This is a genomic window from Halomonas sp. I1, assembly GCF_032334135.1.
Taxonomy (GTDB): domain Bacteria; phylum Pseudomonadota; class Gammaproteobacteria; order Pseudomonadales; family Halomonadaceae; genus Halomonas.
Genome location: NZ_JAVXUS010000019.1, coordinates 53,489 through 68,895 on the forward strand (window position 1 = coordinate 53,489; position 15,407 = coordinate 68,895).

10 protein-coding genes are annotated in these 15,407 nt (G+C 64.7%); 1 reads left to right on the forward strand and 9 read right to left on the reverse strand.

Annotated features, from left to right (window positions below):
• Positions 1 to 12: 12 nt before the first annotated feature.
• From RSO41_RS16100 to RSO41_RS16130, 7 genes are all read right to left on the reverse strand, one after another.
• Entirely contained in the window at positions 13 to 792 is a 780-nt protein-coding gene (locus RSO41_RS16100; RefSeq protein WP_315620229.1) for a VacJ family lipoprotein, read from the reverse strand.
• Between the two features lie 48 nt (positions 793 to 840).
• Entirely contained in the window at positions 841 to 1,962 is a 1,122-nt protein-coding gene (locus RSO41_RS16105) for a beta-ketoacyl-ACP synthase III (RefSeq protein WP_315620230.1), read from the reverse strand.
• 59 nt (positions 1,963 to 2,021) lie between these two features.
• Entirely contained in the window at positions 2,022 to 6,059 is a 4,038-nt protein-coding gene (hrpA, locus tag RSO41_RS16110) for an ATP-dependent RNA helicase HrpA (protein WP_315620231.1), read from the reverse strand.
• A 185-nt stretch (positions 6,060 to 6,244) separates the two neighbouring features.
• Positions 6,245 to 7,915 carry an AMP-binding protein gene (locus RSO41_RS16115; RefSeq protein ID WP_315620232.1) on the reverse strand — a complete coding sequence of 557 codons (1,671 nt, stop codon included), beginning with the start codon at positions 7,913 to 7,915 and terminating at the stop codon, positions 6,245 to 6,247.
• Between the two features lie 98 nt (positions 7,916 to 8,013).
• Complete coding sequence (locus tag RSO41_RS16120) at positions 8,014 to 8,796, reverse strand: class II glutamine amidotransferase (protein WP_315620233.1); 783 nt, start codon at positions 8,794 to 8,796, stop codon at positions 8,014 to 8,016.
• On the reverse strand, positions 8,789 to 10,624 hold the full coding sequence (locus RSO41_RS16125) for a VWA domain-containing protein (RefSeq protein WP_315620234.1): 1,836 nt from the start codon (positions 10,622 to 10,624) through the stop codon (positions 8,789 to 8,791). The genes RSO41_RS16120 and RSO41_RS16125 overlap by 8 nt, the downstream gene beginning before the upstream one ends.
• Before the next feature lie 9 nt (positions 10,625 to 10,633).
• Entirely contained in the window at positions 10,634 to 11,068 is a 435-nt protein-coding gene (locus RSO41_RS16130; RefSeq protein ID WP_315620235.1) for a hypothetical protein, read from the reverse strand.
• A gap of 230 nt (positions 11,069 to 11,298) precedes the next feature.
• On the opposite strand from RSO41_RS16130, the gene RSO41_RS16135 reads away from it, so the two are divergent.
• Positions 11,299 to 13,386, forward strand: coding sequence for a S9 family peptidase (locus tag RSO41_RS16135; protein ID WP_315620236.1), 2,088 nt, complete (start codon positions 11,299 to 11,301; stop codon positions 13,384 to 13,386).
• Between the two features lie 137 nt (positions 13,387 to 13,523).
• Here RSO41_RS16135 and modC read toward each other — a convergent pair whose 3' ends face one another.
• Together modC and modB are read right to left on the reverse strand one after the other, a co-directional pair.
• Entirely contained in the window at positions 13,524 to 14,618 is a 1,095-nt protein-coding gene (gene modC / locus RSO41_RS16140) for a molybdenum ABC transporter ATP-binding protein (RefSeq protein ID WP_315620237.1), read from the reverse strand.
• The gene (gene modB, locus RSO41_RS16145) at positions 14,615 to 15,310 is read right to left on the reverse strand and encodes a molybdate ABC transporter permease subunit (protein ID WP_315620238.1); all 696 of its coding nucleotides are present in this window, start codon (positions 15,308 to 15,310) and stop codon (positions 14,615 to 14,617) included. Before modB ends, modC begins: the two co-directional genes overlap by 4 nt.
• Positions 15,311 to 15,407 lie beyond the last annotated feature (97 nt).

Here is a 15,407-nt window from a genome sequence, read left to right on the forward strand (position 1 = left end):
CCCGTTATCGCCTCACTCGGCGAAGGCATCGTCGAAGTCGGTGCCTTCCAGATCGAAATCGTCGCTGGCGAAGGGATCCTCCCCCAGCTCTCCGTCACTGACTTCGAAGCGTCGGCGCTGCAGCCAGCTGTCGCGGATGAAGCTGTAGCGATCACCGCGAATCAGGTCTTCCTGGTCGAGCAGCCCTGCCCGGGTATCGACGAGCCGCAACCCGGTCAACGAGTAGCGCACCGCATCATCCTCGACATAGGTCACCGGATAGGTATACATGTCCACCGGCAGGCCGCCGGTATCACGCACCGTGCTCGGCCCCAGCAGGGGCAGTACCAGGTAGGGCCCGGCGTCGACCCCCCAGACGGCCAGCGTCTGCCCGAAATCCTCTTCCCTGGCCATCAAGTCCATGTGCGAAGCCACATCGAAAAATCCGAGCACGCCCACGGTGGAGTTGATCAGGAAACGTCCCGTTGAGGCACCGGCATTGTCCGCCTTGCCCTGAAGCAGACTGTTGAGCGTGGTACGAATCTCGCCGAGATTCGAGAAGAAGTTCCCCACGCCGGTTTCCACCGGATCCGGCGTCACGAAGCGATACCCCTGGGCCACCGGCTTCAGGGCATAACGATCGAGGGTGTCATTGAAGGCAAAGACGCCACGATTGAAGCCCTCCCAGGGATCATCGGGATGCGCTTCAGTGCTGCCCGAGGTAGTCGCGCAACCGGAAAGCGCGACGATGGCCAGTCCGGTCAGCAAGGCACGCCCGAGGCGCGGAGCAAATTGCGTGGATGGTCGATTCATTGACTCAGCGATCTCCCTGCACATCATGATCATGTCTATTCCTGGCCATCAGCGGCGACGCACCACGACATTGCCGGCACTGTAGCCCGCGCCGAAGGAACACACCACCCCCAGGGCGCCCGGCGCCAGGTCGGCGCGATGCAGGTGAAAGGCAATGATCGACCCGGCGGAGCTGGTATTGGCATAGCGGTCGAGAATGACCGGCGCCTCTTCCGGTGAGGGGTCCCGACCCAGCACGCGCCGGGCGATCAGGTCGTTCATATGGCGGTTGGCCTGATGCAACCACAGACGCGACAGGTCGTCGCTGCTCAGCGAGAGGCTTTCCAGGTGCTCATCGATCAAGCCGGCAACCAGAGGACAGACCTCCTTGAACACCCGGCGCCCTTCCTGGATGAACAGCTTGTCGGCAGCCAGGGGATCACTGTCGGTGACACGGTTGAGGAACCCGGCATTATTGCGAATGGCATTGGAAAAACGCGTCACCAGGCGCGTGCCGAGCACCTCGAAGCGGGATTCGGCCGTGGCCACGGCACCGTCTTCCAGTACGATGGCCGTGCAGGCATCACCGAAGATGAAGTGGCTGTCCCGGTCGCGGAAATTGAGATGCGCCGAACATACCTCGGGGCTGACCACCAGTACGCGACTGGCCGAGCCGGCGCGAATGGCATTGGTCGCAGCGTCGATGGCGAAAGTCGCGGACGAACAGGCGACATTCATGTCATAGGCATGACCACCGGCGCCCAGTGCCGCCTGCAGTTCCACGGCCACGGCCGGATAAGCACGCTCCAGATTGGAACAGGCCACGATCACCAGATCGATATCGGCGGCCGTCACGCCGGCCGCTTCCAGGGCTTCGCTGGCGGCGGCAACGCCCATTTCTCCCTGGAGAGAAAGCGCTTCGTCGTCACGCGCCGGCAGCCGTGGCCGCATCCGCTCGGGGTCCAGAATGCCCTCGGCATCCAGTACATAGCGGCTGTGAATGCCCGATGCCTTGACGATGAAGGCTTCACTGGACGGCTGAAGCGGCTCTTGATCGCCCGCGGCGATGGCCTCTGCCTGGCGGGTATTCTCGGATTCCACCCAGGCATTGAAGCTCTTCACCAGGGCAGCATTGTCGATGGCATTCGGTGGCGTGAAGAGCCCCGTGCCGGTAATCACCACGTGTTTCATCCTGTCTCCTCGGGCCCACCGCCATCCTCCAGCGGCGCCGATAGCCTCCTGTGCCTGATTCAGGCCCGTCCTGTCAGCTCGGCCCAGCGACGCTCCAGACGCTTGGCCGATACCGGCATTCTGGTACCCAGTTGCTGGGCAAACAACGAAACCCGCAACTCCTCGATCCACCAGCCGAACTCAACCAGTGCCGGGTCCTCCACCTCGCCGCGGCGTTCGCTCTCGCGCCGCGTGGCCAGGCGTGCTTCGAAATCCTGTATCTCCTGCATGTGCATCTGGTCCCGCATGCGCTCCCTCGGTGCCTTTTCCAGGCGAATACGGGCGGCTTCCATGTAGCGAGGATACTCCTCCAGCCATTCCCCCGCCTCACTGACAAAACCGGGATACACCAGGCGCTGCATCTGGGCCTTGAGATCACTGTATACCAGGGCCAGGGACAGGTTCAGATTGCCCTTCAACGCCTTGGTCACCGACAGGTGTCCCTCGAGCGCCTTTTCCAGGGTGGCCAGCAGCGACTCGGCCCTGGGCACCAGATCCGCACGGCATGCCGAAAGGCGCTGCTCGAGCTCGTCGGCCGAGCGTGGCAACGGGTCCACCGCCGCGACCTGACGAAAGGCCGCTGCCACGACATCGTCGCTGAGCTGTCGTTTGCTGCCGACCTTGGTAAACAGCAGGGCACAGGGCTTCATGCCGCCTAGGCGCTCGATGGCCCTGGCCTGATCGGGCAGGCGCGTCATGGCGGCTCTTACCACGCCCCGTCGATGCGCCTCCCGGGCCTTGTCGGGATGATCGAAGAGCTCGATGTCCAGGGCATCGCCTCGAGGGACCACTGCCGGGAAGGCCTCGACGCGAATGCCCGCCTGGGTGGTGACTCGGGATTCGGGCAGTGCCGTCTCCGGCAGGGTGTCGAGCGTTCGCCCTTCGCTGGTCTGCTCGGCCAGCGCCTGGGCACCTTGCCCGGCCGCTTCCTCGAAGCGTCGCTCGAGCTCGCGGACATCGCGTCCCTGCCCGAGCTCTCGGCCTTCGTGATCCACCACCCGCAGGTTCATGATCAAATGGGGTTCGAGCTGATCGAGTCGCCAGTCGTCGGGATGCGGGCGCGCACCGGTCTTGCGCCGCAGGAACTCCCCCAGTGCTTCGGTGAGCGGCGTATCATCCGGCGTCATGGCCTGCAGGGCGGCGTCCACCCAGTCCGGGATCGGTACCACCTGGCGGCGTATGGACTTGGGCAATGACTTGAGCAGGCTGATGCATTTCTCGCGCAGCAACCCCGGCACCAGCCATTCCAGACGCCCGGCGGGCAACTGCGGCAACATGGCCGCCGGTACCGTCAGTGTCACACCATCGTCCTGTGCTCCGGGCGCGAAGTGATAGGCCAGCGGGTAGCGCACGCCTCCCAGCAAGAGTTCATCGGGGTAATCCGCCTCGGTGACTTCCTCGGCCTGACGCGCGAACAGCGCCTGACGATCGAACTTGAGGATATCGGGATCATCGCGCTCGACTTTCTTGCGCCATGCCTCGAACCCCTTGCCGTTGACGACGTCCGCGGGAATCCGGGCATCGTAGAAGTCGAACAGCGCTTCTTCATCGACCAGGATGTCGCGCTTGCGGGCGCGGTCCTCGAGATCCTCGACTTCCTCGATCAAGGCGCGGTTATGGGCAAAGAACTCACCCCGTGTCTTGAACTCGCCTTCGACCAGTGCCCGACGAATGAACAGTTCCCGGGACTCCTGTGGTGCGATGGGACCGTAATGAACACGGCGGCGGGCGACGATCGGCAGGCCGAACAGGGTCACCTGCTCGAAGGCGACCACCTGGGCACGCTTCATCTCCCAGTGCGGTTCGCTGTAGCTGCGCTTGACCAGATGCTCGGCCGCAGGCTCGATCCATTGCGGATCGATGCGCGCCACGGTACGTGCGAACAACCGTGAAGTCTCGACCAGCTCGAAGGCCATCAGCCACTTGGGCGTCTTTTTCGCCAGGCCCGAGCCGGGATGGATCATGAACTTGCGATTGCGCGCGCCCAGGTACTCGCGATTCTCGAGAAACTGCCCCAGGTGCGACAACAGACCCGGCAACAAGGCCTTGTGAAGCTGTGCGGCACTCTCCCGGCGTGCTTGCCGAGCCGCGTCATCATCGGCCTTGTCATCGGGATCGGCAGCCGGCCGAGCCGGTTTCGGCGGCACTTCGATATCCATGTCGCGCAACAGCTGACGCAGCTGGCGGAACGTATCGTGCCATTCGCGCAGGCGCAGATAGTTCAGGTAATGGTCGCGGCACCAGCGACGCAGGCGATTACCGGTAAGCGCGTCACGGGCGGCCTCGAAACCATTCCAGAGGTTGAGCAGGGCCATGAAATCGGACTCTGGATCCTGCCAGCGCCGATGCGCCTGATCGGCAGCCTCGCGCTTGTCGGCCGGTCGCTCCCGGGGATCCTGGGTCGCCAGCGCCGAGACCACGATCAGTACCTCGCGCAGGCCACCCTGCTCGGCGCCGGCCAGCAGCATGCGCGCCAGGCGGGGGTCGATGGGCAAGCGTGCCAGGCGCTTGCCCATGGGCGTGAGGCGTTGCCCGTCGTCCACCGCCCCGAGCTCGAACAACAAGCGAAAGCCATCGGTGACGAAACGCGAATCCGGCGGATCGACGAAGGGAAAGGCCGAGATATCGCCGAGCTTGAGTGACAGCATCGAGAGGATCACCGACGCCAGGTTGGTGCGCCGGATCTCCGGATCGGTGAATTCCGGACGCCCCAGGAAATCGTCTTCATCATAGAGGCGGATGCACACGCCCTCGGCGATTCGCCCACAGCGGCCCTTGCGCTGGTTGGCGCTGGCCTGGCTGATCGGCTCCACGGGCAAGCGCTGGATCTTGGCGCGATAGCTGTAGCGGCTGATGCGCACCAGGCCCGGGTCGATCACGTAGCGGATGCCCGGCACGGTGAGCGAGGTCTCGGCGACATTGGTCGACAGTACGATGCGACGCCCCTTGTGGGAGGCGAAGACACGGTTCTGCTCGGCGTTGGAAAGCCGCGCATAAAGCGGCAGGATCTCGGTGTCCCGCAGGTCGGCGCGCCGCAGGGTATCCGCCGTCTCGCGAATCTCGCGCTCGCCGGGCAGGAACACCAGGATGTCCCGAGGACCATGAAACCAGCGCTTCTCGCGCTCGATGGCCTCGATCTCCTCCACCGCGTGCAGGATGCCTTCCTGGAGGGTTCGGTCTTCCTCATCATCTTCGTCGCGAATCAGCGGACGATAGCGTACCTCCACTGGGTGGGCGCGTCCGGAGACTTCCACCACCGGTGCCGGTCGAGCCTTTCCGTCGGTATCTTCGATGGCGAAATGTGCCGCGAAACGTTCGACATCGATGGTCGCCGACGTGATGATCACCTTGAGATCCGGGCGGCGCGACAACAGTCGCTTGAGATAGCCGAGCAGGAAATCGATATTGAGGCTGCGTTCGTGCGCCTCATCAATGATGATCGCCTCATAGCGGGAGAGATCCGGATCATGGCGCGTCTCGGCCAGCAGGATGCCATCGGTCATCAGCTTGACCCGGGTGGCCTCCGCCGTCTGATCGGTGAAACGCACCTGATAGCCGACCTGTTCGCCCAGCGGCACCTGCATTTCCTCGGCCAGACGGGTCGCCACGGAACGCGCCGCCAGGCGCCTCGGCTGGGTGTGGCCGATGAGCCCTCGCCGGCCGAGGCCGAGCTCCAGGCACAGCTTGGGCAACTGCGTGGTCTTGCCCGAGCCCGTCTCGCCGGCCACCACCACGACCTGGTGGTCACGCAGGGCCTCGAGGATATCCTCGCGCCGCTCGGAAACCGGCAACGCTTCGGGATATGCCAGATGCACCGGGCGCGCGGCGCGCGCCTCGACCTTGCCTCGCGACCGCTCGATCTCGTGGCGTACCTCGGCCAGCCCGCGATCCACGGGCTTGCCTTGTCGGGCGCGCCTGGTCAAACCGGCGAGACGTTTGCCCAGGCGCCGGGCATCTCGCAGCTGGACGCCATCGAGCTCACTCTCGAGAGCCTTCAGGGGTTCGATGTCGTTTCGGGGTGTGTCGGCGGTTTGGTCGGACTGGGAAATGCTACTCACGATGGCTCGATGACTCCGGTGATCGTTGGCGGGATTGTAACGTCCCGTCGGGTACACCGCCTAATCGAGCCGGCCAGTCCCAGCCCCGGAACTGTCTCCGTTGACTCTGACGAGGGAGGTATTCACGGCGCCTCCTCGCAGGCTTGTCGATGGATCCTCCCCGAGGCCAGGCACCCACCCAGTGGTCACGGGCTTTCGCCATCCTCGTCACGCAACTGACGGCGCAGCACCTTGCCGACGTTGGTCTTCGGCAGCTCGTCGCGGAACACGACCTGACGCGGCACCTTGTAAGCAGCGAGTTCCTGCTTGCACCAGCTGCGCAGGGTGTCGGCATCGAGCTGCGGGTCCTTGGCCACCACGAACAGCTTGATCGCCTCGCCGCTGTCCTCGTCCGGCACGCCCACGGCAGCCGACTCCACCACACCGGGGTGCATGGCCACCACATCCTCGATCTCGTTGGGGTACACATTGAAACCGGACACCAGGATCATGTCCTTCTTGCGATCGACAATGCGGATATAGCCATCGTCCTGCAGCACGGCAATATCACCGGTGTGGAACCAGCCGTCGGCATCGATCACCTTGGCGGTCTCCTCGTCGCGGTTCCAGTACCCCTTCATGACCTGGGGACCGTGAACGCACAGTTCGCCGGCCTCGCCGAGAGGCAGGCCCTGGCCCTCCAGGTCCACTACCTTCACCGAGGTGCCGGCCACCGGCTTGCCGATGGTCCCGAGCTGAATGGCATCGACCGGATTGAAGCTGACGATGGGCGAGGTCTCGGTCAGGCCATACCCCTCCGCGACGGCACAACCGGTCACTTCCTCCCAGCGCCTGGCTGCCGCCTTGGTCAATGCCATGCCGCCGGAGATGGTCAGTCGCAGCGACGAAAAGTCCAGGGCACGAAAGTCCTCACGGTTGCACAGGGCATTGAACAGGGTATTGAGGCCGATGAAGCCGGAGAAGTCGAGAGACTTCAGCTCCTTGACGAAAGCCTCCAGATCACGGGGATTAGTGATCAGCACCGAATGGTTGCCTGTTTCCAGCATGAACAGGCAGTTCACCGTGAAGGTGTAGATATGATAGACGGGCAAGGGCGCGATGATGGTCTCGCCCCCCTCATGCAGCCCCTTGCCGATAGCCTGACGAGCCTGAAGCATGTTGGCTACCAGGTTGCCATGCGTCAGCATGGTGCCCTTGGCCAGCCCCGTGGTCCCGCCAGTGTACTGCAGGGCTGCGATATCATCGGCACCACGGCTCGCCTCGCGGTGTTCCAGGCCGGCGCCGAGTCGCAGCGCACGCCGCAAGGGCACAGCCTGTGGCAGACCATAGGCCGGCACCATCTTCTTGACGTACTTGACGACACTATTGATCAACTGGCGCTTGGGAAACCCGTGCAGATCGCCGAGCTCGGTCACCACCAGGTGCTCGATATCCGTACGCTCCAGGACCCGCTCCAGCTTGTCGGCCATGTTGGCCAGGATGACGATAGCCCGGGCCCCCGAGTCCTTGAACTGGTGAGCCATCTCCCGTTCGGTGTACAGGGGGTTGGTGTTGACCACCACCAATCCGGCTCGCAGGGCGCCGAACACCGCCACGGGAAATTGCAGGGTATTGGGGAGCTGAATGGCAATACGGTCGCCGGGCTCCAGGCTCGTCTCGTGCTGCAACCAGGCGGCGAAATCGCCGGAAAGGCGGTTCAGCTCGCCGTAGCTGAGGGTCTGGCCCATGCAGCTGAAGGCACTGTTGTCGGCGAAGCGCTCGACGCTGGCATGAAAGACATCCAGCACCGAGGCGTAGTCGCCGGTACCTTCCAGGTCGGGGCCATTGAGAATGGCCGGGTTGGCGTGTTCGTTCATGGCGTGCTCCACATTTCGCGCCGACCCAGGGTCGGCCATTGTTGTTCTGGAACTACCCTATACCAGCGAGATCCCGCAGTAAAACAAACGATTGAAACTTACGTTTGATAGCGCCCCTGAATGTCGCCATCGCGCCAGACCAGCAGCTCTCCGGGCACCATGCGTACCCAGTCCTCATTATCGGTGAGCGGCTCGGTGGCAATGACCGACACGACATCGTTCGGCGTCGTGTGCTCGGCAAAGTTCACCGCCAGCTCGGCATCGGACAGACTCGCCCGGCCGAAAGGCGCCCGCCGGGTGATGTGCGCCAGCTTGGTCGAGCAGTAGGTGTAGAGGTATTCACCGTCGGCGAGCAGCAGATTGAAGACACCATAGGTCCGGAGTCGCTCGCAGAGCCGATGCAGATAACGCCAGAGCGCCTCGGGGTCGTCGGGCGGCTCCGGAAAGGCTCGGCGCAACTCGCCCATCAGCCAGCAGAAGGCATGCTCGCTGTCGGTATTCCCTACCGGTCGATAGAACGACAAGGGCAGGTCCGACCATTCACGGCTGAGTTGCCCATTGTGGGCATAACACCATGGACGCCCCCACATTTCCCGGGTAAAGGGATGGGTGTTGGCCAACCGCACTTCCCCGACATTGGCCTGGCGGATGTGACTGATGACGACATGGGACTTGATCGGGTAGTCGCAGATCAGTCGAGCGATCGGCGAGTCGACCGACGGATGGGGGTCGCGGAAATCGCGGTAGCCACCGGCCTCGTAGAAGGCGATACCCCAGCCGTCCCGATGCGGACCTGTACCGCCGCCACGATGCAGAAACCCGGAGAAGCTGAAACAGATGTCGGTGGGCACATTGGCACTCATGCCGAGCAATTCACACATGCGGCTCTTCCCTCGCTTTGCCTCGCGACTGGCGGCGACGACGCCACCCCAGGCACAACAGGCACAGCAACAGCAATGCCCCGATGACGAGCCACAGTCGCGGATCCTTGACATGCTTCGCGGCGGCGCGTTCCACACCGGGCCAACCGGCCTGCCAGCCATCGTGCACCCGTTCCGGCACAGCATTGACCCACTCGACGAAGCGATCGGCGACATTGGTATCCGGCTGGCCGGCCGGCGTCTCGCCTTCCTCCGCGAAACGTTCGGCGGACAGCGTCGGCCCCGCCATGTCGGGCCGACCGATCCCCACACGGCTCTCGGCGTTGAGCGTCAGTGTCGGCAACGCCAGTTCGCGTGTCTCACCATCCAGGGTAACGGTGGCGATCAAGCGCAGAGGCTGGCGCGTGTTGTCCTCCACCTCGGGCAAGGACAGCCGCCACCGCGCCTTTCCAACCGCTTTGGCCGGGAGTCGGCGTCCCTGGAAGTCGCCATGTATGTCGGTATTGCCACGATTGAGCCGGGGGTGCTCGGCGGCCAGTATCAACTGCTGATTGGCCGGATCATGTGCCACACCGATCGCCGGTAACACATTGGCGGCCTGCCCTCGCTGACGTTCGAATTCTTCCCCCTGGGCACGAATCAGCAAACGGGCATTGCCGGTCTGTGTCGGCGCCGGCAACCGGCCCTTGAAGTGACCATCGGCGACGGGCTCGAGCTGTTTCGATGCCAGTGTCTCGCCGTCACTGCTCATGAGCGCCACGGAAAAACGCAACCCCTCGGGCGACGGCATCTCGGCGTCATCGTGTTCGAGCCAGGCCTCCACCGGCACCGGAAAGCCCCGATACAGCGTCGTCGGTAGTCCCGAAGTGCGCAGCCGCCAGGGCGACGTCACGCTGACTCGGCTCTGTGCGCCCACCGGTCCTTCGAGACGCCACTGACCCGCCTCGGGATCGGGCACGCGAATCAGATCGAAATGCGGCTCCACCTGCCAACGAATGTCGTCAGGAGCCGTCTCGGCGGTATATCGGGTACCGTCCGGCGCCACCAGGGTCACCGGCCCCTCGTCGGGACCGTGAAAGACCAGGGCCGAAAGGTTGCCGACACTCGGGTCGACGACAAAGCGGTTATCCGCTTCCAACGGCACCTGATCGGCCGGGAAGATACGCTCGATGATGTCCAGGAAGGCACCCAGCAGGCTTTCCGGCGACTTGGCCACGGAGGCCAGGCCTCCGGTACGCTGCGCCAGTTGCTCGACCAGGGCGAGATCGGCATCGTCGGAGAAGGCGATGGCGTGCACCACCACGCCTCTGTCGGCGAAACGCGATGCCATGTCCTCCACCAGCCGCTTCCGCGACGCCTCATCGATACCGGGCTTGTCGCCCTGCGATGGCGGTAGATCAATCACGCCATCGGTCATCAGGATCAGGTGTCGCCAACCGTTCACTTCGGCCGAAGCAGCCCGATCCAGCGCCGTCTCGATATCGGTGTACTGCTGATAGTCGCGTAACGCAGGCGGCAATGCCAACGCTCGCTCACGCCACTGCTCGGACACTTCGCCCAGGGGCAACGGGTTGTCGACTCGCTCGCCGAAGGTCCAGACACCGGCGCTCACGCCCCCCGGCAACAGCGATACCAGCAGCTCCATGGCACTGGCCGCCAGTTGGTCGGGATCATTGCGCTTCATGCTGCCGGAAACATCGACCACCACCCGCACGTCCGGACGCTGCTCCGGCACCTGCGCCTGAGCCGCCCCGCCCCACCACAGGCAGCTCACCAACAGCGACATCGCGAGGCAGATGGAGGAGGCGCGACAACCGACTCTGGCCATAGTGGTTCCTTAGCCGACGACCGGCTCCCGGCGTTGATCAGCACGCGACGTCTTCTTCTCGGCCTGTTCACCGCTCGACTCGCCGTCCGCCCGACGAGCGGCCATGCGACCGCGCCGCCACAGCAGCAGGCCCAGCAAGCCACCCAGTGCGGCTCCCACCGCCACCAGCAGCAGTGCCGAAGCCATGGTGCCGCCATCCCCCTCGAGGAAGGCCAGACCGCCGACGACGACCGCTGGCGCCATGCCGGTATACGTGTCCCCCGCATCATTCAACGGCGTACTGAAACTGGACGGCACCCACATCACGCCGGCCACGGCCCAGGTGATCACCAGCCGCGGCAGGCGCGGCAGAAATGCCAGCCCCAGGTAGCCCGTACCGAGCACGACCAGCGACAGCGCCGCATAGCTCAGCCATAGTAGGGGAATAGAATCCGAAATCAGCATCGATACCTCGTCAACGTATGTACAGGAGCGCCCCTAGGGAAATACTGAATAAATCGCCGAGCATAGTGAAGCGCAAGGCGCACGGAGCACAGAAAGCGAGACATAACGAGGGGTTAGGCGAGCTTTCGAGCACCGCGTAACGCAGCGATTTACATGCGCAGGCATTTAAGCAGTGTTGCCCTGGTGGCGCACCTTATTGAATTCACTCCGAGTATGGTACATCTCGCAGCATGAAAGCACAGCCGCCACATGACCGAAACGCCGATACCGGCGATACCCTCTCCCCCGTGCAGCGGTTTCGCCGACCCGACGACCCTGACTGGCACTGGCTGGAGCAGCGCGACGCCCCCGAGGTGAAGGCCTTCCTCGAGGCCGCCAACGACGAGTCGCGTCGCTGGCTCTGCCCCCTGGAGGGGCTTACCGAGCGGCTTTATCACGGTCACCTGGCAAGACGCGAACTGGCCGAACACAGCCTGGCCATCCCTCTGGACCATTACACGGTATGGAGCGAAACCGCCGCGGACGCCGACCACCCAGTGTGGTGGCGTCACCCCAACGATGCGCCAGAAGACGCCGAACCCTTTCTGGACATTCAGGCCAGGGCTCGCGACCGCGCCTTCTTCGAGGTCGGCGACATGGCGCTCTCCCCCGATGAAAACTGGCTGGCCTGGACCGAAGATACCCAAGGCGACGAGGTCTTCAACCTATGGCTACGGCACCTGCCCGATGGCGAATCGGTACGCTTGCTCTCCGGTATCGGTCCCGAACTCTGTTGGGCAGAGGACGGCACGACACTGCTGTTCACGCGCTTCGACGCCACCCAGCGCCCGGAAAGCATCTGGCGACTGCCACTGCATCTCGACACGTCCTCGCCAAGCGCCAGCCGTGAGACGCTGATGCTGCGTGAAACGGATCCGGAGTTCTGGCTCGGCCTTGGCAAAACGCGCTCCCGGGAGTGGCTGGTGCTCGAGTCCGCCTCCAAGGACACCAGCGAGACCCACCTGGTTCCTGCCCGAGCCCCGACGACCACGCCATGGCAATTCCGCCCCCGTGAAGCCGGCGTCGAATACGCCGTCGATCACCGTCCCGGCCATTTCTATGTGCTGCACAACCGCAACGCGCCCCATTTCCGTCTCGACCGCCTCGATGAGAGCGCATCCGACAAGCAGGGCGAGACGCTGATCGAGCACCGTGACGACACCACCCTCGAGGGTGTCGATGCCTTCTCCTGGGGGCTGGTGCTTACCGAGCGCGACCATCACGAGGCCCAGGTCCGGCTGCGCGTGATCGAGTTCGACGCGGCCCACGGCCGACAACGAGACACCTGGCTGCCATTGAGCGAGACCCCCTGCAGTCTGATGCTGGATGCCACGCCTCATTTCGACACCCGCCGCCTCAGGCTGCGCGAGGAATCCTTCACCCGGCCACCGAGCTGGACGGAGGTCGACCTGGATAGCGGCCAGCACCGCCTGCTCAAGCGTCAGGCCGTCCACGGCGACCTCCAGCCCGACGACGTGATCTGCCAGCGCCTCTGGGCGCATTCCCACGATGGCGCATGCGTCCCCGTCTCGGTGGTGATGCGCGCCGACCGGGTGGGACACCCGCTACCGACGCTTCTCCACGGCTATGGCGCCTATGGCGAGGTGCTCGACGCCTGGTTCTCGGTCGCTCGCCTCGAACTGCTGACGCGCGGCGTGGCCTTCGCCGTCGCCCATGTACGCGGCGGAGGCGAGCGTGGTGAACCCTGGTACCTGGACGGCAAGCTCGCGCACAAGACCAACAGCTTTCAGGACTTCCTCGCCGCCCGGGATGCCCTGGTCGAACAAGGCATCAGCGATGGCGAGCGCATCGTCGCTCATGGTGCCAGTGCCGGCGGCCTGCTGGTCGGCGCCAGCCTCAACCTGTCGCCCGAGCGCTTCTGCGCAGCGGTACTCGACGTGCCTTTCGTCGATGTCCTGCGCACCATGCAGAACCCCGAACTGCCGCTGACCACCGCCGAATACAGCGAATGGGGCGATCCTCGCGACCCGGCCGTGCGGCAACGCCTCCAGGCCTATTCGCCACTGGACAACCTGCCCAACCAGCCCTGGCCCCCGGTCTTTCTCCAGGGTAGCTGGCACGATACCCGAGTCGCCTACTGGGAACCGGCCAAGCTCTACGCTCGCCTCAGCGAGCTGGCCGGCCCCGGCAATACCCCACCGCCCCTGCTGCGCACCGACATGGACGCCGGTCACGGCGGCGCCTCCGGGCGGTTCAAGGCCTGGCACGACCACGCGCGGGAAGACGCTTTTATCCTCTGGGCGCTGGGCAAGGCCTGACGCCGCAAGCCTCGAGCCTCGAGCTTCGAGCTTCGAGATGCGAGCTTCACCCCCCGAAGTATGCCGCTCGCATCTCGCGGCCCGCAGCTCGTATCTCGCCTCTCGCCTCTCGCAGCTCGCAGCTCGTATCTCGCGAATCAGACATCGCGCGAGCTGAAAGCGACCGTGCGGACCAGTGCGGTTACCTCCTGGCCGATGGCGAGGCCGAGTTCGTCGTAGGACTTGCGAGTCAGACGGGCACGCAGCGTCTGCCCACCCAGGCGCAGGCGAAGCTCCATGGTGGCGGCATCGCCGGGGGGTGCCCAGGCATGCGCGATGACCGTCACCAACTGGTTGCGGTAACTGAGCTCGGCGCTGGGTGCCAGGGCCAGAGCCACCTCGCGCACCGGCACACGCAGTCTCACTCGCTGCCCTACCGCAACCGCCATGCCGGGCACGATCAGCGCCTGGCCATCGTCGAGACTCAGCCGGGTCAGCCCGTAGGTCGCGTCGTGCGCCTGGACGCTCGCCTCGAGGGGCATGGCAGCATCGAACCCCCCGAGCGCATCGGACAGGTCGCCGCGCTCCATCAAGGCGTCCAGGCCCCCCTGGGCACGTATCCGGCCCTGTTCCATCAGAACCAGCGTATCGGCGATCTCGATCAGCTCGGCGGGGTCATGACTGACATAGACGATGGGAATATCGACCTCACCGGCCAGGCGCTGAATGTAGCGCAGCAGCTCACCTTTTCTTGCCCCGTCCAGGCCGGTCAGTGGCTCGTCCATCAGCAACAGGCGCGGATCGCTGAGCAGGGCTCGCCCGATGGCGACGCGACGCGCCTCGCCGCCTGACAGCGTGGCCGGATAGCGCGCCAGCAGATGATCGATGCCCAGCAAGCCGACAATGGCCTCGAAGCGTGGCGCCATGCGCGACGGCATGCCATAGGCAAGGTTGCCGTCTACCCGGTAGTGCGGAAACAGCCGTGCCTCCTGGAAGACCACGCCGAGCCGGCGTCGATGGGCCGGCACAAAGGTACGCGAGGCGGTATCCACCAAGGGAGTGCCATCCAGGGCTATGCAACCGCATTGCGGCCTGTCGAGCCCCGCAATCAAGCGCAGCAGGCTCGTCTTGCCGCTGCCGGAGGCACCGAAAAGCGCCGTCACGCCGCGCCCGGGCAGTGTCACGTCGGCTTCCAGAGAGAACTGGCCGAGCCGATGCTTCACATTCAGGACAAGACCGCTACCGTGGCTCATGCGTCCCGCCCCCGTAGCCGTGCTCGCGCTCGTCTCGCCAGCCACTCGGAGGCCACCAGCGAGACCATCGCGATCACGACCGACAGAGCACACAGGCGTGCCGCCGCTGCCTCGCCACCGGGCGTCTGGATCAATGAATACAGCGCCAACGGCAGAGTGCGGGTCTCACCGGGAATATTCGAAGCGAAGGTGATGGTGGCGCCGAACTCCGAGAGCGCCCGGGCAAACGCCAGAACGGTGCCGGTCAGCAGACCCGGCAGCGTCAACGGCAAGGTAATGGTCGCAAAGACCCGCCAGCGCCCGGCACCCAGGGTGCTGGCCGCCGCCTCCAGACGCGGGTCGACCGCCTCGAGGGAAAGTCGCAGGGCCCGCACCAGCAGCGGAAAGGCCATGACGCCCCCGGCCACGGCGGCACCCTGCCAGGTAAACGGCAGACGAATGCCCCACCAGAGCTTCAGCCACTGCCCGAGCATCCCTTGGCTACCCAGCGACAACAGCAACAGGTAGCCCACCACCACCGGCGGCAGAACCAGCGGCAAGTGCAGCAGGCCATCGAGCAACGCCTTGCCACGAAACTCGCGACGCGCCATCAACCAGGCCACGGCAATACCGGGTATCAGGATCCAGGCCACGGCAACACTCGCGACCCGCAGGCTGATCAGGATGGCCTCGATTTCGGCATCGGTCAGCATTCAATACGCTCCACACGATTCGAGACGCGAGACGCGAGACGCGAGACGCGAGACGCGAGACGCGAGACGCGAGACGCGAGACGCGAGACGCGAGACG

Bases quoted from the DNA above. Each gene is read 5' to 3' on its own strand.
- RSO41_RS16115 (WP_315620232.1), bottom strand. From the start codon at position 7,915: ATGAACGAACACGCCAACCCGGCCATTCTCAATGGCCCCGACCTGGAA.
- RSO41_RS16125 (WP_315620234.1), bottom strand. From the start codon at position 10,624: ATGGCCAGAGTCGGTTGTCGCGCCTCCTCCATCTGCCTCGCGATGTCG.
- RSO41_RS16130 (WP_315620235.1), bottom strand. From the start codon at position 11,068: ATGCTGATTTCGGATTCTATTCCCCTACTATGGCTGAGCTATGCGGCG.
- modB (WP_315620238.1), bottom strand. From the start codon at position 15,310: ATGCTGACCGATGCCGAAATCGAGGCCATCCTGATCAGCCTGCGGGTC.
- RSO41_RS16105 (WP_315620230.1), bottom strand. From the start codon at position 1,962: ATGAAACACGTGGTGATTACCGGCACGGGGCTCTTCACGCCACCGAAT.
- modC (WP_315620237.1), bottom strand. From the start codon at position 14,618: ATGAGCCACGGTAGCGGTCTTGTCCTGAATGTGAAGCATCGGCTCGGC.
- RSO41_RS16100 (WP_315620229.1), bottom strand. From the start codon at position 792: ATGAATCGACCATCCACGCAATTTGCTCCGCGCCTCGGGCGTGCCTTG.
- RSO41_RS16120 (WP_315620233.1), bottom strand. From the start codon at position 8,796: ATGTGTGAATTGCTCGGCATGAGTGCCAATGTGCCCACCGACATCTGT.
- RSO41_RS16135 (WP_315620236.1), top strand. From the start codon at position 11,299: ATGAAAGCACAGCCGCCACATGACCGAAACGCCGATACCGGCGATACC.